The sequence below is a fragment of the Streptomyces sp. NPDC055400 genome (genome assembly GCF_053644375.1).
This window is the reverse complement of record NZ_JBSHLM010000006.1, coordinates 46730-62439: the sequence shown is the minus strand read 5'-3', so window position 1 is coordinate 62439 and position 15710 is coordinate 46730. Positions and strand designations below refer to the sequence as shown.

Here is a 15710-nt window from a genome sequence, read left to right as displayed (position 1 = left end):
ACATCCTCAGGGGTTGGCCCGGTTGGTCATCGCTCCCGAACTGAAGGGGGACCAGACATGCCGTTCATCGCCATCGCCGTAGCAGCCCTCGCCATCGGGTTCGAGCAGCTGATCCAGTGGAAGTACGGGCCGATGGGCATCATCGCGTTCGTCGCGCTCTCCATCGGCCTCAAGGCCAAGAACAACCTCATCAGCGGCATCGGGGCCGTGATCCTCGTGATGCTGCTGGCCCAGAGCGGCTGACCGGGCTCCCTTCCGGAGGGGAGCCGGGAGCCCGGTCACGCCACGGCGTCACAGCGCGCCGGAGCACCACAGCACACCTCGGTACATGCGCCCCAGAAGACGTGTCCGGGCACATGCGCCTCAGAAGATGTCCGGGCACCACGGGCGCCTGGACGTACGCAGCAGGGCGTCGGCAATGGCGGCGGCGCCCGCCCTCTCCTCCCTGACGCGGCCGAGCGCGGCGAGCCGCACCGCGGACTCGTCGCCCAGCCACAGCGTCCCCAACTCGCTCACGTCCAGCGTGAGTTCGGGTTCCTCCGAGGTCGGTGCGCACACCGCACCCCCGGGCTCCGCGTCCAGCCGGTAGCGGCCCCCGGAGAGGCCGGCCGCGTCGCCGACCTCGAGGACCAGCGATCCCGTCCCCGCGTACGTACGCGACTCAAGCGCCCTGACGACATCCAGGATCCGCACCCACAGCCAGTCCGCGTGCGTGACGACGCGGGCCGCGCGCGGGTCGGGCAGCAGGTGCGGCAGCAGGTCGTCCGGGGGCCGGTAGCCCGTGCGGACGGTCGCGATCCAGTCGACCGAGCAGACGTAGTGCCACAGGGCGCGCTCGGCGGCCGGGGTGACGGCGATCAGGTCGCGCACGGTCGCCGTGTTGTGCGGCTGCTTGGTGTCGCCCCAGTTGTCGTCGACGCTGTAGACGATCAGTCCCTCGGCCTCGCCGTTCGGCGCGCGGTAGACCGCGTAGAAGGGCTCCTTCCAGGGATCTTCGGGGGTTTCGAGGAGTCCGGTGTTGCGGCGCCACCAGAATCCGTCGCGGTCCACGGCGCCGGGCCGGCTCGCGCGCAGCCGCTCGTGCAGCTCCGGGCCCGTCTTGCGGACGTCCTCGCCGTCGACGAGATCGATACGGCCCCCGTCGTCCGGCACCGGCCGGCGCGGGTCGAGACCGGCGCGCGTCACGTCCACCGCCCACTCGGTGAGCGACGTGGCGGGCCCGAAGCCGAACCGGCCGTAGATCGGGTACTCGGCGGCGATGAGCGTCGCGACGACGTCGCCGCGGGACTTCGCGTCGGCCAGGTCGGCCGCCATCATCCGGCTCAGCAGGCCGCGCCGCCGGTGGGTGGCGCTGACCGTGACGTTCGAGATCGCGTCGGCGGGGACGGCCGCGCCGCCCGGCACGGTGAGCTCCTGCGGGAACGAGCGGTAGGTGGCGACGCAGCGCCCGCCGTCGAACGCGCCCAGGATCCGGGAGCCGCGCGCCTGTTCCCTGCGTTTGTCGAGGGTTTCGCGCGAGTCCGGGGTACTCCGCAGGAAGCCGGTGTTCAGCGCGCGGGACCAGTCGGCAAACTCGTCATCGGTGATCGGCCGTACGTCGATGTCGTCGCGGGTCATCCCGTCACGCTAAGCGGGGCCCGCGGGGTGAGGCCACCCGATTACCGCGCGGCCCCCGTCCCGTCCGGCAGCGGGGCCTGGAAGACCGCGCGGATCTCCCCCACCACGCCCCCGCCGCCGTGCAGCGGCGCCGAGCCGATGCGGGCCACGACCTCGCCGTCCACGCCCAGCATCCGCAGCACGCGGGCCAGGACCGGGCCGAGGGCGCGCGTCGAGCCGTCGTCGATCTTGAAGGCGAGCGCCCGCCCGTCCGGGAGCGCCACGGCCTGGACCGCCTCGGCGCCCATCTTCGACAGGGTGCCCGGCACCTCGCGCATCAGCCACGTGTCGGGGCGGCGCGTACCGGCGACGTACTCGGGGTGCGCGCGCATCGCGTCGGCGACCCGGCGCTCCGCCGAGCCCTCGGGGGCGAGCACGAAGTGCCGGAAGGCCCGGGCGAGGCCGGTGAGGCTGATGGCCATCAGGGGCGCCCCGCAGCCGTCCGTACCGACCGCGGCGACGGACTCGCCCGCGGCCTCCTCCACGACCTCGTGGATGAGCTTCTGGAGCGGGTGGCCGGGGTCCAGGTAGGAGTCCTTGGGCCAGCCGTTCAGCTCGCAGGCGGCCAGCATCGCCGCGTGCTTGCCGGAGCAGTTCATCGTGACCCGGTCCCGTACGGCGCCCGCCGCCAGGTACGTCTCGGTCTCGGCCGGGTCGAGCGGCAGGTCGGGCGGGCACTGGAGCTCGGCCGGGGTCAGCTCGTGCTCGGACAGCATCTTCTGGACGAGAGCGCGGTGGAAGGTCTCACCGGAGTGGCTCGCGGCGGCGAGCGCGAGCCGCTCGCCCGACAGGTCGAGGCCCGCGCGCAGCACGCCCGCCGCCTGCATCGGCTTGTTCGACGAGCGGGGGAAGACGGGAGCGGTCACGTCCCCCAGGGCGAGCTCCACGGTCCCGTCCGCGGCGAGCACGACCAGGCTTCCTCGGTGATGGCCCTCGACGAAGCCGGAACGGACGACCTCGGCGAGGACCGGGGGTATGGCGGCGGCGGAGGAGGGGGACATCGGTGGCCTTCCGGGGCGGGTCCATGGCGGGCCATGGACGGACCCGCCCCGCAGCGGGCCACCGGGGTCACCGGTGCGGCCGCGTCACGCGAGCAGGTCGTCTACTTGTGCTTCGCCTTCACGGTACCTGCGGGCGATCTCGGCGCTGCAATCGTCGGCCGTCGACTGGAGCAGCTGACGGCGGCGCGAGACCTGCTGCTCGTAGCGCACGAGGCGGCCCATCGCCGTGTGCAGCTCGTCGTCCGTTCGGGCGTCCAGGTCCGACAGCTCGACCTCGGCGAGCATCTCGGCGGCCAGGTCCCGGTACTCCTCGCTGCGGGGCGTGCCGAGGGTGACGTGGCGGGCGGAGGAGCGGTGCCCGGCGGCCTTGTCGGTGAGGATCTCGGAGAGCCGGTCCACGACCGGCGCCTCGGGGTCCCTGCGGCGGGCGGTCTCGGCCCGCAGGATGTCGATACGGCCCTGGAGCAGCCGTCGTACGTAGCTCAGGTCGGCCTCGTCCTGCTGGGCGTCGCGGCGCAGTGTGCGCAGCTCGGGAAGCCGGAGCGCGGACAGGTCGTGCCCGGGCGGCTCCGGAAGCTCGGGGCCGGCGACCCGCTGCTTGGGAGGGCGCGCCGTGCTGAGGCGGTTCGTACCGGTGATGCGACTGGCGTGCGTCAGCGAAACGGGGGCCCCTGGAGGCTGCCCGATGCTCGATGTGTGGCTCATTGCGTCCCTACCGTCCCCTCGACCGGACCGACGCGGTGCACCGCGTGGGAGCAATCGTGCCACTCCGAGTGGCCGCTCTGTGCACGAGTGCCCCAAATCCGCCCCGGATGGGCGGTTCTGGAGCACGGCATGATGTCCGTATGCGAGCAGTGGTGCAGCGGGTGGACGGCGCGAGCGTCGTCGTGGACGAGGACGGCCAGGAGAAGACCGTCGGCGAGATCAAGGGCGAGGGCCTGTGCGTCCTCGTGGGGGTCACCCACGAGGACACCAAGGAGAAGGCGGCCCAACTGGCCCGCAAACTCTGGTCCGTACGGATGCTCGCCGACGAGAAGTCGTGCAGCGACATCGACGCCCCGCTCCTGGTGATCAGCCAGTTCACGCTCTACGGGGATGCCCGTAAGGGCCGCCGCCCCACCTGGAACGCGGCGGCGCCCGGACCGGTGGCCGAGCCGCTGGTCGACGAGGTCGTGGCACAGCTGCGCGCCCTGGGCGCGACCGTGGCGACGGGCCGGTTCGGGGCGAAGATGCGGGTGTCCCTGACGAACGACGGCCCGTTCACGGTGCTTCTGGAGATGTAGCCCGACCCCGGGGGGGGTGTCAGGGCTCGACGACGACTTCCTGCGCGGCCGCGGTCGTGTCCACGATGAGGTCGGCGTCCACCGGCACGTTCCGCTTCACCAGGGCGAGCGCGATCGGGCCGAGTTCGTGGTGGCGTACGGACGTCGTCACGAAGCCCAGCTGGCGGCCCTCGGGGCCGTCGGACGCGAGGCGGACCGGGGCGCCGTGCGGGGGCAGGTGCACATCGCTGCCGTCCAGGTGCAGGAAGACGAGCCGGCGCGGGGGCTTCCCGAGGTTCTGCACGCGGGCGACGGTCTCCTGGCCGCGGTAGCAGCCCTTCTGGAGGTGGACGGCGCTGCCGATCCAGCCGAGCTCGTGCGGGATGGTGCGGTGGTCGGTCTCGAAGCCGAGGCGCGGCCGGTGGTTCTCCACGCGCAGCGCCTCGTGGGCGAGGAGCCCGATCGGGGGCCCGTTCTGCTCCGCGTACGCCTCCAGGTCCGCGCGCGGCAGGAACACGTCGCGGCCGTACGCCGTCTCGCGCACCGCGACACCGTCCGGGACCGGCGCGATCGAACCGGCCGGCAGCTGGACGAGGGCGAACTCCTCGGTGCGGTCGGCGACTTCGACCCGGTAGAAGAACTTCATCGACTCCAGGTAGGCGATCAGCGCCTCCTGGGAGCCGGGCTCGACGTGCGCCCACGTGGTGGTGCCGTCGTCGACGATGTACAGGGCGTGCTCGATGTGGCCGTGCGCGGAGAGGACGAGCGCCTCGGTGGCCTGGCCGGCCGGGAGGTCGGCGACGTGCTGTGTGAGGAGCAGGTGCAGCCACGCGAGCCGGTCGTCGCCGGTGACGGTGATGACGCCGCGGTGGGAGAGGTCGACGAGGCCGTTGCCGTCGGCGAGGGTGCGCTGCTCGCGGAACAGGTCGCCGTAGTGCGCGGCGACGCCTTCGTCCACGCCCTCGGCGGGAACGGCGCCGGGCAGGGACAGGAGGGGGCTCTTCATGTTCACAGACACTACGACGAGCACACGGACGCGCTTATTCCTGCGGGGCGGCGGATTCGCCGTCGCCCTTGATCCCCTTGCCGTACCGCTCGGAGCAGTCGGCGCAGCGGCCGAAGATCGCGAAGTGCTTGAGATCGGTGTCGAACCCGAAGGTGTCGCGCAGCTTCGCCGTGAACTCGGCGGCGACCTCGACGTCGGCCTCGATCACGTTCGTACAGTCCCGGCACACCAGGTGCATGTGGTGGTGCCGGTCCGCGAGGTGGTACGTCGGCGCGCCGTGCCCGAGGTGGGCATGGCTGACGAGGTCCAGCTCCTCGAGCAGCTCGAGGGTGCGGTAGACGGTCGAGATGTTGATCCCCGACGCCGTCTTGCGCACTTCGCAGAGGATGTCGTCGGGGGTCGCGTGCTCGAGGGTGTCGACGGCCTCGAGGACCAGCTGACGCTGAGGCGTCAGCCGGTAGCCGCGCTGCCGCAGGTCGCTCTTCCAGTCGGTGCTCACCACACCGCCGAGTGTAGGTCTACTTGCCGGGGACGACTTCTGGACTGCTCGAAGAACGGGAACGGGACCGGGAACGGGACCGCTCGACGGACCGCTTGAAGAAGACGGGCCTACTTGAAGAAGGCGATGCCGTCGTCGGGCAGGTCCGGCAGGTTGCGGGCCATCTCGGCCACGTCGTCCGGGGAGACGACCTTCTTCAGCTGGGCCGACATGTAGGGGCGCAGCTCGACCTCGGGGGTCTGCTTCTCGCCGACCCACATCAGGTCGCTCTTCACATAGCCGTAGAGCCGCTTGCCGCCCGTGTACGGGCCCGCGGCCGCGGTGCGCGCGACGGCGTCCGTGACCAGGTCGATCTGCGGCTTCTTGTCGGCGAGCTCGCCGTACCAGACCTCGACGACGCCGTCGTCACGGACCATGACGACCTCGACCTTGCGGTCCTTGTCGATCCGCCAGTACCCGGACTCGGACTCCAGGGGCTTCACCTTGTTGCCCTCGGAGTCGAGGATCCAGGTGTGCGAGTGGTACTCGAGGAAGTCCCGCCCGTCGTGGGTGAAGGAGGCCTCCTGCCCGAAGTTCGCCTTCTCGGCGCCGGGGAAGTCGGTGACACCCGCGCCCGCCCAGTTGCCGAGGAGGAACACCAGGGGGACGAGGTCGGGGTGCAGGTCGGACGGGATCTCGATCATGGTCTGCGAAAGCGTCTCTCTGGTGGGGGTCAGCGCTGGCCCTGGTACAGCTTCTTCACGGTCAGCCCGGCGAACGCGAGAACGCCGACGCAGACCAGGACGAGCAGAGCGGAGAAGAAGGCCTCAAGCACGGGGTGCTCCTCGGTGAGCGGTGGTCGGTACAGAGCCGGGCCCCACTTTAGTCGGGTGGGGCCCGGCTCTCTCGATGAGGTCACCCAAGCGGGACGCGGGCCGCACCGAGCCCGTGCCCCGTGCCCTCAGCCCAGGAGCTGGCTCTGCAGGACGACCGCCTGCCGGAAGGGGACGGCGGGGGCGGTGCCCTTGCGGGACTGGACGACCAGGCCGACCGTGTCGCCCGCGACCAGACACGCGCTGCGCACATGCTCGGCGCCGCGCGGTCGCGCCTCGTCGTAGACGTACTCCTTGACGTTCTTGACGTGCGCGTCGTCCGGGTACGACTCGTCGACGGCCGCGTCGGCGGTCCCCGCCAGTTGCCGGACGGGGGTGAAGCTGCTGACCAGCCCGTCGGAGAACTCCTGGGCGGCCGCTCCGGTGCCGAAGTGCAGCAGGAACACGCGGGTCGTGGTCCCGTCCGGCATGATCCAGCCACGCCCGGCGATGTGCCGCAGGCCGGCGTCGGTCAGCTCGGGTCACCGTCCGTCTTGACCTGTCGGTCCCGCGCCGCGGACAGCGGCTGCGGAGCCAGCTCTTCCAACGGGTCCCCCCACGGAACTCGAAGCGCGGATTCCGTATCCGCGCGCACAGGAGACCCACAGGCAACGTCCCTGGTTGTAAGGAACTTGATTACGATTCAGCCATGGCGAACAAGCTCGTGATCAAGGTGACCGCGGGGGCCGATGCCCCCGAACGCTGCTCGCAGGCCTTCACGGTGGCGGCGGTGGCCGTGGCCAGCGGGGTGGAGGTCTCGCTCTGGCTGACCGGCGAGTCGTCGTGGTTCGCGCTGCCGGGCCGCGCCGCCGAGTTCGAGCTGCCGCACGCCGCACCGCTGCCCGACCTGATCGACTCGGTCCTGGCGGCCGGGCGGATCACGCTGTGCACGCAGTGCGCGGCCCGCCGCGAGATCACGGAGAAGGACGTCATCGAGGGCGTCCGGATCGCCGGCGCGCAGGTCTTCGTGCAGGAGGCGATGGCGGACGGGGCGCAGGCGCTCGTCTATTGAGCCGGAGCGGACCTAGGCTTGAAGCATGTACTCGCGGCGTCGTCATCTGTACTTCGCCATGATGGGCCTCTGCATCGGCCTTTTCGTCCTGGCCTGGGCCGTCGTGCGCCTCTGGTCCGTGCCCGCCGCGGTGGCGATGTGCATCGTGGCGATGGTGATTCCGCCCGTCGCCGCGATCGTCGCCAACCGCCGCGGCCCCGACGACCGCTGGTGGGACGACCCCTCCGGGGACGCGAAGTCCGACGAGTGGTGGGACGAGCTGGACGGCAAGAAGCGGCCCGAAGACCACTAGGACACCCCCCTAGGACCCCCAGCCTCCTAGGACCCCAGGCCCCTGGGCCCCTACGCCCCTACGCCCCTACGCCCCTACGCCCCTAGGAACCCTGAGACCCCTCGCGCCGGCCGGCGCGGCGCATCGCGACGATCTGCGCGACCGTCTCCAGCCACCGCGCCGCCCGCGTCTCGTCACCCGGCGCCTGTACCGCCTGCGCCGCCGTCTCCAGCCAGTCCCGCAGGTACGCGGACGCCTCACGTGACGGCAGCGGCTCGGGCAGCGCGGCCGTGTACGCGAGGCCGCCGGCCCGGACGATCTCCGCCACGTACGTCACCGAGCGCGGCACCACGCCGAGCCGGTCGAGGGTGACGGCGGCGGCGATCGCGCCGTCGCCGAAGAGCGCGGTGCGGAAGGTGTCACGGGCCAGGCCGTGGCGCAGCAGCGTCGGGACGTCGGTGGCGGCGAGCACCTCGTCGTCAGTGCGCGGTGCACGGTCGTGGACCATGGTCATTCCGTTCCGTCCGTCGTTGCGTCCGTCGTTCCGTTCCCGTGCAGGTCAGCGGACGGTGATCGTGTAGACGTAGTAGGCGACCTCGTCGTCCGACTTCGCCGGGCCCGCCGTGGTCGTGGCCGTCGGGACCGGGCTCGCGCTGACCTCCTCGGCGCTCCCGCACAGACCGTGCGGGCAGAACAGGAGTTTCACCGTCGTCGTCCCGGCCGCGCGCGCCTTGAAGTCGAAGAACTGGGCGCCGTCGCCACTGCCGATGAGGTCTTCGTCGCCCCCGTCCTCCTCCTCGCGCCTGCCCTGGTACGTGACGACGTCCTTGTCGGGGCGTGGGCTCGCCAGGTACCAGTTCTGGCCGAGGGCGGGGCTGGCCGGGACCTCGAGCGTGAACGTGTCGCCCTTGCCGACGGAGACGCTCCGCTCGCCCGGCCCGATGGCGGCGGGCCCGGCGGAGCCGCCGCAGCCGGAGAGGGTGACGAGCGCGGCGGCCGAAGCGGCCGCGGTACGCACCATGTTTCGCATTCGCACGATGAGTTCAGTCCTGCTGGATGTAGACGCGGTTGACGTCGCCCTGGTGGGCTTTGGAGTAGCGGTCGTCGGCGGCGGACTCGAGATCACCGTTGATGAAGTCGTCCTCGCTGATCCAGGACGTGGTGCCCCACGGGTTGTAGACCTGCAGCTTGCCGTCCTCCTGCCCGATGATCATCAGGCTGTGGCCGTGGCGGTCGCCGTGCTCGTCGACTCGCGTGATGTTGATGGGCACGGGCTTGCCGTCGGCGACGGACTTCTCGATGTCGGGCAGGACGCCGCGCCGGTCGTCGGCGCCGTCCATCTCCTTCTGGTCGTACTTGTCGCCGGTGTGCGGGCCGAGCTCCTTGTTGGAGATCTCCTCCTGCCCGTCGCCGTCCATGCCGGCCGGGTGCCGGTCCCACCACCAGCCGTCCATCTCGCCGTCGCCCTCCTCGTTCATCCGGAACTGCTCGTCGTGCAGGCGCCGGCGGAAGTGGTCGGGGTCGTCGTCGGTGCCGTCGGGGCCGCCGGTGAGTTCGAGCGCGTACACCGGGTCGACGAGGGCGCGGGCCGTGACCGTCGAGGACGGGACGCAGGTCTCGTCGTCCTGGTCCCAGAGCTCGCCACGGAAATCCTGCTGCTCCTTGCCGGAGGCGACGGAATTCGTGGTGACCGGCGTCAGGTGCTCCGAGAGCCACGCCGCGTCCTTGCCGTGGATCTTCCCGCCGAACTTCTCGACGTCGCCGACGTCGTGGCCCGAGGCGAGGGCCTTCATGAGGTACGCCTTCTCCTGCGGGCTCGACGCGTTCGCCAACAGCCTTTCCATACGGGCCCGTTCGGCGGGCGACATGTTCTCCATGGCGCGGCCGGAGCGTTCGAGGTCGTTGGCGCTGAGGATCTCGTTCAGCTCGGGGTCGCCGCCCGGGTTGGCGGTGTCGGCGAGGGCGAGCCGGTCGGCGGCGGTCAGTTCGTCGGTGCCCATCTGGCCGGCGCGGGCCTCGGCGGCGAACTTGTTGAGGTCGCGGGCCGCGACACGGGCGGCGTCGTCGGCGGCGGCGGCGGCCTTGTGCAGGTCGTCGATGCCGTGCGAGGCCAGGGAGCGGGCCTTCAGACGGAGGGCTTCCTCGTCGTCGTCCTCGTGCCAGTCGTCGAACCAGCCGTCCTTGCCGCCGAGCATGCCGCGGGCGTCGCGCAGCTTGCCGCGGCCGGTGCCGTCCAGGGTCTGCGCCGTCTGAAGCGCGTCGGACAGCGCGATCAGGGCCTTGCCGCCGCCCTGGAACGCCTCGATCATCTGCTGGGCGTCGCGGGAGGCGGCGCCCACCACGTCGGAGGCAAGGACGCTCGTGTCGCCGACCCAGACCTGCGGCAGGCCCTTGCGGGCGATCTTGTCGATCCGGTCGCTCACGGCGTCGGCCTCGTCGGTCTGGCCGGTGTAGCGCTTGCCCAGCGCTTCGATCACCTTCGGCTCACCCACCGGCCCCGAGACGCCGAGGGCGTCGTCGATCGCGTCGATCAGGTCGTTCTTGCTGCCGGCCGAAGAGATCCTGTCGCGCAGGCCGTTGAGCTTCTGTCTGCGGTCGTTCGTGGATTCCGTCACGGTCGCGGGCCCCGTCAGTAGCCGGACAGCGCGGACGGGCGCTCGGCGTGCGCCGGCATCGTGCCGACGCGCTCCCCGGAGCCCACGGACACGGACTTCGCCCCGTTGCGTACGCCGATGTCGGAGCCGGAGTAGGCGCGGCTGGAGAGGCGGACCTTGTCCGCGAGTTCGTGCAGGGCCGCTTCGAGGACCTTGGTCTCGGCCTCCCAGGCGGCCGCGAACGTGTTGAACGCGGGAGCGGTGTCGGTGCCGCCGAGCGCGTCCTGCGAGTAGCACATCGTGCTGGTGACGGCCTTGCCGATCTTGCCGACGTCGTTGCCCGCGCCGTCGAGTTCGCCGGCCTGGCCCGACATGCCCTTGTGCCCGACCTGGTAGCCCTCCGGAGAGGTCATGGCTCTTCCCCCGTTTTCCTTCAGTCCACGACCTCGGCGCGCCTTCCGGATCAGGGAAGTCGAGTCAGGTCCCAGCCTGTCAGGAAAATTAGCAGAACAGTGCCATGTACACGCCCGTCAGCACAGGCTCCGCACAAAGCCGAGGGACCGCACCCCGATTCCGTAGGCGTCCAACCCCCGGAGGTGCGGCCCCTCGGCCGTATCTGCGCCGCCGTCACACGGCGGGCCGCGTCAGACGGCGATGGCGACCTCGGAGAGACCACCGGTCTGGGCGACGACCGTACGGTCCGCCGAGCCGCCGGGGACCAGGGCGCGCAGCGTCCACGTGCCCTCCGCCGCGTAGAAACGGAACTGTCCCGTCGCCGAGGTGGGAACCTCGGCCGTGAACTCGCCGGTCGAGTCCAGCAGACGCACGTAACCGGTGACGGGCTCGCCGTCGCGGGTCACCTGGCCCTGGATGGTGGTCTCACCGGGCTTGATCGTCGAGGCGTCGGGGCCGCCGGCCTTCGCTCCACACATGTGCTTCTCCAAAAAGGTCGGTCAGGTCTGTCAGGGGGGCGGGCGGGGTTACTTGTTGGCGCCGAGCTCGATCGGCACGCCGACGAGCGAGCCGTACTCGGTCCACGAGCCGTCGTAGTTCTTGACGTTGGCCTGGCCGAGCAGCTCGTGCAGGACGAACCACGTCAGGGCCGAGCGCTCACCGATGCGGCAGTACGCGATGGTGTCCTTGGCCAGGTCGACCTGCTCGTCCTCGTAGAGGGCCTTGAGCTCGTCGTCCGACTTGAACGTGCCGTCGTCGTTGGCGTTCTTCGACCACGGGATGTTGCGCGCGGACGGGACGTGGCCCGGACGCTGCGACTGCTCCTGCGGGAGGTGGGCCGGGGCGAGGAGCTTGCCGGAGAACTCGTCGGGCGAGCGCACGTCGACGAGGTTCAGGCTGCCGATCGCGGCGACGACGTCGTCGCGGAAGGCGCGGATCGAGGTGTCCTGGGCCTTGGCCTTGTACTCCGTGGCGGGGCGCTGGACGATCTCGGCGACGAGGTCGCGCGAGTCGAGCTCCCACTTCTTGCGGCCGCCGTCGAGCAGCTTGACGCTGTCGTGGCCGTAGAGCTTGAAGTACCAGTAGGCGTAGGACGCGAACCAGTTGTTGTTGCCGCCGTAGAGGACGACCGTGTCGTCGTTGGCGATGCCGCGCGAGGACAGAAGCTTCTCGAAGCCGGCCTGGTCGATGAAGTCGCGGCGGACCGGGTCCTGGAGGTCCTGCTGCCAGTCGACCTTGACGGCGTTCTTGATGTGGTTCTTGTCGTACGCCGAAGCGTCCTCGTCGACCTCGACGATGACGACCTTCGGGTTGTCGAGGTTCGCCTCGACCCAGTCGGCGTCTACCAGGACGTCGCTGCGGCTCATGTTTTTCTCCTCCGGGGCAGTTGCGGCGGTGTGCGGGAGTGCGGGCACGGTCCCTGCATGCGGACAGGGACGGCATCAGGCGCGCGGGGGGGGGGAGGCCTCAAAGGGGCCTGGGGAAGCGGGAGTTGCCGTCCCGCTCAGGCGGTGCGACAGAGCATGGCGGCGACGCGGCACAGGTCTACTGCCCGCCGCTTCGTGAGATCCGCCTGTCGCTTCATGCCACCGATCGTAGGTACGCACGGGCGGCCGTGTCACCGGCGTGTCGTATCCTGAGACGCGATCGTCCACGATGCGAGATAAGTGCGGCCCGGAGCCACTCGCCCCGGGCTCCGGGGCCGCTGCGGCTCCGCCGGTCGCTGCTGTGCGGACGGCGCCGTCTCGCAGTGCGGACGCGCCGTTCCCGGGTTGCTACCCGACGAGGTCGAGTTTCGAACCCTTCACCGAGATCTCGACGCCGTCCTTGACCGCCTCGACCCGGTCCAGCTCGATCCCGGCCGGCAGGTCGTCGATCGCCTGCTGGAAGTCGGTGACGGCGCGGATCCGGCCCTCGGCCAGGTCGAGCGCGCCGGCCTTGGGCAGGCTGTCGGCACGCGCCGAGACCTTGCCGTCGGTGACCTTGACCGAACTGAGGACGGTGGGGTGCAGGGTGCCCACCGGCGTGTGCACGGTGATCGCGACCTTGACCTTGTCGCCGCCGCCGTAGGACAGGCCCTCGATCTGGGCCGTCACACCCGGGGCGACCTGGGCGGCGTCCTGCTTCTTGACGGCCTTGAGCAGCTCGGCGTAGGAGATGCGGGCGGTGCCGGTGGCCGAGTCGGCGGTGGCGGAGCTGAAGCTGCTGTTGAAGCGAACGTCGTGCATCTCGGCGTTCAGATCGGCGATCCGGATCGACTGGCCGCCGCTCTTCGCGTCGTAGTCCTTGATGCCGATCTCCACGTCGTCCAGGGTGCCGCCCGCGGCCTGGGTCAGGAACGGGAAGCCGTTGATGGACACGTCGGGCGTGCTGGCCAGGCCCTCGCTGGTGCGCACGCGGTCGGCCGCCTCGCCCTCCGCGTAGTTCACCGCGACCCGGTCGGCGATGACGAACAGGCCGCCCAGGATCACGACGACGATCAGAAGTATCCGCAGAGCACGCATGGCCCGGTGTTTCCCCCCTGGACGACAGTTCCTGATCGCGAGCGTACGGGCCGGACCCCCGCGAAGGGGGCCCGGCCCGGTTCTTGTCGATCAGCTGTGACAGGCCGTACGCCCGCCGGACGCTCAGCCCACGACCCGCCCGAGCAGATAGACGGCCGGAGCCGCGGCGGCCAGCGGCAGGGCCACGCCCGCCGTCATGTGCACGAAGCGGGACGGGTAGTCGTAACTCGCGACGCGGTGGCCGATCAGCGCGCAGACACCGGCGCCGAGGCCGAGGAGCGCGCCCTTCGATCCCATGTCCGTCATGCCGCCGGCGGCGATGCCGGCGCCCGCGGCGGCGAGCAGCGCGACGGCCACGGAGGCGGGCGTCGGCAGCGGGAGCGCCCGCGCGAGGACGGCGACGGCGACGGCCACGGCGCCGACGGTCACGGCGTCCGGGTCGGCCGCGAGGTGTCCGGTCGCGACGATGGCGAGCGCCGCGGAGGCGACCGTCGCCATCAGGCCGTACATGCGCTCGTCCGGGGCCGCGTGGCTGCGGAGCTGGAGGACGAGGGTGAGCAGGACCCACACGCCGAGGGTGCCGAGGATCGCGCCGGGCGCGTGCTCCCGGCCGGTGACGAGCAGCGCGGCGTCGGCGGCGAGGCCGCCCGCGAAGGCGAGCGCGATGCCCTGCCGGGCGGGCCACATGCCGTTGAGCCGGAACCAGCCGGCGGCCGTGACGGCCTGGAGCAGCACGAGCGGCACGAGCAGCGCGTACTGGCCGACCGCGGCGCCGCCCGCGAGCAGCAGCCCGAGCAGCGCGGTCAGCGCGGCGGGCTGCATCCCCGGCTCTATGATCGGCGACCGCCCCTCGGCACGGGCGCGCTGCGCGTCGGTGACGCGGGCGTTGCCGGTGACGGTGGCGGGCCCGTAACCGGCGGCCTCCGGCTCGGCCACGGGCAGCGGCTGGGCCGCCGCCACCGTCCCGAAGACCTGCGTCTGCTGATCGGCACCGGGGGCCCCGGGCGCCTGGCCGTACGCGGCATGCGCGGGCGGCGGAGTCTGGCCACCGGGCGTCCGGACCGCGGGCCCCTGCCCGTACGGCACCTGCCCGTAGCCGTAAGCCTGCTGCTCACCGCCGTAGGAGTGCTGCTCACCGCCGTACGCCTGCTGGTCGCCGTAAGCGTGCTGCTCACCGCCGGTCTGGCTCACCGGACCCTGCCCGTACACGGCCTGGCCGTACTCGGCCTGCCCGTACGCGGCCTGGTTGGGATCGAATCCCTGGGGCTGCGGGTACGCCGACTGGGCCTGGGTGTCCCAGGTCCGGCCCTGCCAGTGCTGGGTCTGCTGGGGCGGCTGCTGCTGCCCGTACTCGTCTTCGTACGGCTCGTCACTCATCGCGGTCACCCTCCTGCGAACGGCGGGAGCACCTCGACCGTGCCGCCCTCGGCAAGCCGTACCGTCTCATGCCCGCGCTTGCCGACGGGGTCACCGTCGATGAGGAACGAGGAACGCTGCAGGACGCGCACCAGGTCACCGGGGTGTCGCGTACGCACGCCCTCCAGCGCGTCGGCCAGCGTCTCGGCCTCGTACGGCTCCTCGGCGACACCGGCGGCCGCCTTGGCCGCGGCCCAGTAGCGGATGGTTCCGTTGGCCATGTGCGGCGCTCCTCCCATGCGGTCTTCCCTACGGTCTATTCGGCGGTTGCCGTCGTCCATGATGCCGTGGCCCAGCCACCGATCCGCGCGAGGAGCCCGTCGTCCGCCGCGTGCTCGGCATGGCCCATGCCCGGCTCCAGCCACAGCTCGGCCCCGCCGGGCGCGGCCGAGGCCAGCATGCGCGGGTGGTCGAGGGGGAAGTACGGATCCCGGTCGCCGTGCACGATCAGGAGCGGCGTCGGCGCGATCAGCGGCACGGACTCGACCGGCGAGAGCGGCACCGGGTCCCACTCGTGCGGGTGAATGCGGGTGCGGAGCCCGACACGGCCCACGATCCGGCCGGCGGGCCGCGTCACCAGCCAGTGCAGGCGCCGCATCGGCGCGGTCCCCCGGTAGTACCAGCGGGCCGGGGCACTGACCGCGACGACGGCGTCGGACCGCGCTTCCGTGCGCCCCCTGTGCAACGCGGCGTGCCGCAGGACGACGGACCCGCCCATCGAGAATCCGACCGTCACCACCTGTTCATGCCCGAGTGACCTCGCCCACTCCACGGCGGCCGCCAGGTCGAGTACCTCCCGGTCGCCGACGGTGGACCGCCCGCCCGACCGCCCGTGCCCCCGGAACGAGAACGTGACCACGGCGGCACGCTGCGCGAACACCCCCGCCGCACGCCGGACATGCGGCCGTTCCAGATCGCCCGTGAACCCGTGCGCGACCACGATCACCGGGCCCCCGGCGGGCCCCGGCCCGGGGTCGTAGGCGGCCTCGATCGGCACACCGTCCCGCGTGCGCAGCATCACGCGCCGTGAGCGCGCAGTGTTCCGCTGCACAGAAGATCGTGCGTCCTGACCTGCCCGACCGGTACTCATGTGGGCTATTCTCCTTGGCAGAGGATCCGGGCAGCGAAGCCCCCGGGTCCTTTTGTGCTTTCGGACCGCGTTGTATACGAACGCGAACCGCACAG

At 71.4% G+C, this 15710-nt stretch carries 22 protein-coding genes; 4 read left to right on the top strand and 18 right to left on the bottom strand.

The genetic code is table 11. The features are described from left to right. The first annotated feature begins 57 nt into the window (after positions 1–57). Positions 58–243, top strand: coding sequence for a hypothetical protein (locus ACWIGU_RS17280; protein WP_100595631.1), 186 nt, complete (start codon positions 58–60; stop codon positions 241–243). A gap of 120 nt (positions 244–363) precedes the next feature. Here ACWIGU_RS17280 and ACWIGU_RS17275 read toward each other — a convergent pair whose 3' ends face one another. The 3 genes from ACWIGU_RS17275 to ACWIGU_RS17265 all read right to left on the bottom strand — a co-directional run bounded on the left by ACWIGU_RS17275 (position 364) and on the right by ACWIGU_RS17265 (position 3362). Beyond that, positions 364–1617: a GNAT family N-acetyltransferase gene (locus tag ACWIGU_RS17275; protein ID WP_454401726.1), complete on the bottom strand. Its 1254-nt coding sequence runs from the start codon at positions 1615–1617 to the stop codon at positions 364–366. Positions 1618–1658: 41 nt separating this feature from the next. Beyond that, positions 1659–2657 (bottom strand): asparaginase, encoded by a 999-nt coding sequence (locus ACWIGU_RS17270; RefSeq protein ID WP_454401724.1) that lies wholly within the window; start codon positions 2655–2657, stop codon positions 1659–1661. An 84-nt stretch (positions 2658–2741) separates the two neighbouring features. Then, positions 2742–3362, bottom strand: coding sequence for an RsiG family protein (locus ACWIGU_RS17265; RefSeq protein WP_454401722.1), 621 nt, complete (start codon positions 3360–3362; stop codon positions 2742–2744). A gap of 140 nt (positions 3363–3502) precedes the next feature. Here ACWIGU_RS17265 and dtd point away from each other — a divergent pair, with 140 nt between their 5' ends. Continuing rightward, positions 3503–3940 carry a D-aminoacyl-tRNA deacylase gene (dtd, locus tag ACWIGU_RS17260; RefSeq protein WP_454401720.1) on the top strand — a complete coding sequence of 146 codons (438 nt, stop codon included), beginning with the start codon at positions 3503–3505 and terminating at the stop codon, positions 3938–3940. A 19-nt stretch (positions 3941–3959) separates the two neighbouring features. Here the strand turns inward: dtd and ygfZ are convergent, their stop codons facing one another. The 4 genes from ygfZ to ACWIGU_RS17240 form a co-directional block, all read right to left on the bottom strand. Then, positions 3960–4925: a CAF17-like 4Fe-4S cluster assembly/insertion protein YgfZ gene (ygfZ, locus tag ACWIGU_RS17255; RefSeq protein ID WP_454401718.1), complete on the bottom strand. Its 966-nt coding sequence runs from the start codon at positions 4923–4925 to the stop codon at positions 3960–3962. A gap of 34 nt (positions 4926–4959) precedes the next feature. Further along, positions 4960–5427: a Fur family transcriptional regulator gene (locus ACWIGU_RS17250; protein ID WP_454401716.1), complete on the bottom strand. Its 468-nt coding sequence runs from the start codon at positions 5425–5427 to the stop codon at positions 4960–4962. Between the two features lie 107 nt (positions 5428–5534). Further along, positions 5535–6107 carry an FABP family protein gene (locus tag ACWIGU_RS17245; RefSeq protein ID WP_266671960.1) on the bottom strand — a complete coding sequence of 191 codons (573 nt, stop codon included), beginning with the start codon at positions 6105–6107 and terminating at the stop codon, positions 5535–5537. Positions 6108–6364: 257 nt separating this feature from the next. Beyond that, positions 6365–6706: a hypothetical protein gene (locus tag ACWIGU_RS17240; protein WP_454401714.1), complete on the bottom strand. Its 342-nt coding sequence runs from the start codon at positions 6704–6706 to the stop codon at positions 6365–6367. Between the two features lie 218 nt (positions 6707–6924). Between ACWIGU_RS17240 and ACWIGU_RS17235 the strand changes: the two genes are divergently transcribed. Together ACWIGU_RS17235 and ACWIGU_RS17230 are read left to right on the top strand one after the other, a co-directional pair. Continuing rightward, complete coding sequence (locus ACWIGU_RS17235; protein WP_454401712.1) at positions 6925–7287, top strand: DsrE family protein; 363 nt, start codon at positions 6925–6927, stop codon at positions 7285–7287. Between the two features lie 25 nt (positions 7288–7312). Continuing rightward, a complete protein-coding gene (locus tag ACWIGU_RS17230) occupies positions 7313–7579 on the top strand; it encodes a DUF3099 domain-containing protein (protein ID WP_326775113.1) in 267 nt (88 codons plus the stop codon). An 82-nt stretch (positions 7580–7661) separates the two neighbouring features. Here ACWIGU_RS17230 and ACWIGU_RS17225 read toward each other — a convergent pair whose 3' ends face one another. The 11 genes from ACWIGU_RS17225 to ACWIGU_RS17175 all read right to left on the bottom strand — a co-directional run bounded on the left by ACWIGU_RS17225 (position 7662) and on the right by ACWIGU_RS17175 (position 15615). Beyond that, entirely contained in the window at positions 7662–8066 is a 405-nt protein-coding gene (locus ACWIGU_RS17225) for a hypothetical protein (RefSeq protein WP_454401710.1), read from the bottom strand. Positions 8067–8117: 51 nt separating this feature from the next. Next, a complete protein-coding gene (locus ACWIGU_RS17220; protein WP_454401708.1) occupies positions 8118–8579 on the bottom strand; it encodes a protease inhibitor I42 family protein in 462 nt (153 codons plus the stop codon). Positions 8580–8601: 22 nt separating this feature from the next. Continuing rightward, the gene (locus tag ACWIGU_RS17215; protein ID WP_454401706.1) at positions 8602–10173 is read right to left on the bottom strand and encodes a peptidoglycan-binding protein; all 1572 of its coding nucleotides are present in this window, start codon (positions 10171–10173) and stop codon (positions 8602–8604) included. Between the two features lie 14 nt (positions 10174–10187). Beyond that, positions 10188–10565 carry a hypothetical protein gene (locus ACWIGU_RS17210; protein WP_454401704.1) on the bottom strand — a complete coding sequence of 126 codons (378 nt, stop codon included), beginning with the start codon at positions 10563–10565 and terminating at the stop codon, positions 10188–10190. A gap of 231 nt (positions 10566–10796) precedes the next feature. After that, complete coding sequence (locus ACWIGU_RS17205; protein ID WP_100595620.1) at positions 10797–11084, bottom strand: DUF1416 domain-containing protein; 288 nt, start codon at positions 11082–11084, stop codon at positions 10797–10799. Positions 11085–11132: 48 nt separating this feature from the next. Beyond that, complete coding sequence (locus tag ACWIGU_RS17200) at positions 11133–11972, bottom strand: sulfurtransferase (RefSeq protein WP_454401702.1); 840 nt, start codon at positions 11970–11972, stop codon at positions 11133–11135. Positions 11973–12109: 137 nt separating this feature from the next. Then, on the bottom strand, positions 12110–12190 hold the full coding sequence (locus ACWIGU_RS17195) for a putative leader peptide (RefSeq protein WP_351257108.1): 81 nt from the start codon (positions 12188–12190) through the stop codon (positions 12110–12112). Between the two features lie 190 nt (positions 12191–12380). Continuing rightward, the gene (locus ACWIGU_RS17190) at positions 12381–13109 is read right to left on the bottom strand and encodes an LmeA family phospholipid-binding protein (protein WP_454401700.1); all 729 of its coding nucleotides are present in this window, start codon (positions 13107–13109) and stop codon (positions 12381–12383) included. Positions 13110–13232: 123 nt separating this feature from the next. Continuing rightward, the gene (locus ACWIGU_RS17185; RefSeq protein ID WP_454401698.1) at positions 13233–14486 is read right to left on the bottom strand and encodes a hypothetical protein; all 1254 of its coding nucleotides are present in this window, start codon (positions 14484–14486) and stop codon (positions 13233–13235) included. Positions 14487–14491: 5 nt separating this feature from the next. After that, positions 14492–14746, bottom strand: a complete 255-nt coding sequence (locus ACWIGU_RS17180; RefSeq protein WP_100595616.1) for a MoaD/ThiS family protein — start codon at positions 14744–14746, stop codon at positions 14492–14494. A gap of 35 nt (positions 14747–14781) precedes the next feature. Further along, on the bottom strand, positions 14782–15615 hold the full coding sequence (locus ACWIGU_RS17175) for an alpha/beta hydrolase (RefSeq protein ID WP_454401696.1): 834 nt from the start codon (positions 15613–15615) through the stop codon (positions 14782–14784). Positions 15616–15710 lie beyond the last annotated feature (95 nt).

Bases quoted from the DNA above. Each gene is read 5' to 3' on its own strand.
- ACWIGU_RS17280 (WP_100595631.1), top strand. From the start codon at position 58: ATGCCGTTCATCGCCATCGCCGTAGCAGCCCTCGCCATCGGGTTCGAG.
- ACWIGU_RS17275 (WP_454401726.1), bottom strand. From the start codon at position 1,617: ATGACCCGCGACGACATCGACGTACGGCCGATCACCGATGACGAGTTT.
- ACWIGU_RS17270 (WP_454401724.1), bottom strand. From the start codon at position 2,657: ATGTCCCCCTCCTCCGCCGCCGCCATACCCCCGGTCCTCGCCGAGGTC.
- ACWIGU_RS17265 (WP_454401722.1), bottom strand. From the start codon at position 3,362: ATGAGCCACACATCGAGCATCGGGCAGCCTCCAGGGGCCCCCGTTTCG.
- dtd (WP_454401720.1), top strand. From the start codon at position 3,503: ATGCGAGCAGTGGTGCAGCGGGTGGACGGCGCGAGCGTCGTCGTGGAC.
- ygfZ (WP_454401718.1), bottom strand. From the start codon at position 4,925: ATGAAGAGCCCCCTCCTGTCCCTGCCCGGCGCCGTTCCCGCCGAGGGC.
- ACWIGU_RS17245 (WP_266671960.1), bottom strand. From the start codon at position 6,107: ATGATCGAGATCCCGTCCGACCTGCACCCCGACCTCGTCCCCCTGGTG.
- ACWIGU_RS17240 (WP_454401714.1), bottom strand. From the start codon at position 6,706: ATGCCGGACGGGACCACGACCCGCGTGTTCCTGCTGCACTTCGGCACC.
- ACWIGU_RS17235 (WP_454401712.1), top strand. From the start codon at position 6,925: ATGGCGAACAAGCTCGTGATCAAGGTGACCGCGGGGGCCGATGCCCCC.
- ACWIGU_RS17230 (WP_326775113.1), top strand. From the start codon at position 7,313: ATGTACTCGCGGCGTCGTCATCTGTACTTCGCCATGATGGGCCTCTGC.
- ACWIGU_RS17225 (WP_454401710.1), bottom strand. From the start codon at position 8,066: ATGGTCCACGACCGTGCACCGCGCACTGACGACGAGGTGCTCGCCGCC.
- ACWIGU_RS17220 (WP_454401708.1), bottom strand. From the start codon at position 8,579: ATGGTGCGTACCGCGGCCGCTTCGGCCGCCGCGCTCGTCACCCTCTCC.
- ACWIGU_RS17210 (WP_454401704.1), bottom strand. From the start codon at position 10,565: ATGACCTCTCCGGAGGGCTACCAGGTCGGGCACAAGGGCATGTCGGGC.
- ACWIGU_RS17205 (WP_100595620.1), bottom strand. From the start codon at position 11,084: ATGTGTGGAGCGAAGGCCGGCGGCCCCGACGCCTCGACGATCAAGCCC.
- ACWIGU_RS17200 (WP_454401702.1), bottom strand. From the start codon at position 11,972: ATGAGCCGCAGCGACGTCCTGGTAGACGCCGACTGGGTCGAGGCGAAC.
- ACWIGU_RS17195 (WP_351257108.1), bottom strand. From the start codon at position 12,190: ATGAAGCGACAGGCGGATCTCACGAAGCGGCGGGCAGTAGACCTGTGC.
- ACWIGU_RS17190 (WP_454401700.1), bottom strand. From the start codon at position 13,109: ATGCGTGCTCTGCGGATACTTCTGATCGTCGTCGTGATCCTGGGCGGC.
- ACWIGU_RS17185 (WP_454401698.1), bottom strand. From the start codon at position 14,486: ATGAGTGACGAGCCGTACGAAGACGAGTACGGGCAGCAGCAGCCGCCC.
- ACWIGU_RS17180 (WP_100595616.1), bottom strand. From the start codon at position 14,746: ATGGCCAACGGAACCATCCGCTACTGGGCCGCGGCCAAGGCGGCCGCC.
- ACWIGU_RS17175 (WP_454401696.1), bottom strand. From the start codon at position 15,615: ATGAGTACCGGTCGGGCAGGTCAGGACGCACGATCTTCTGTGCAGCGG.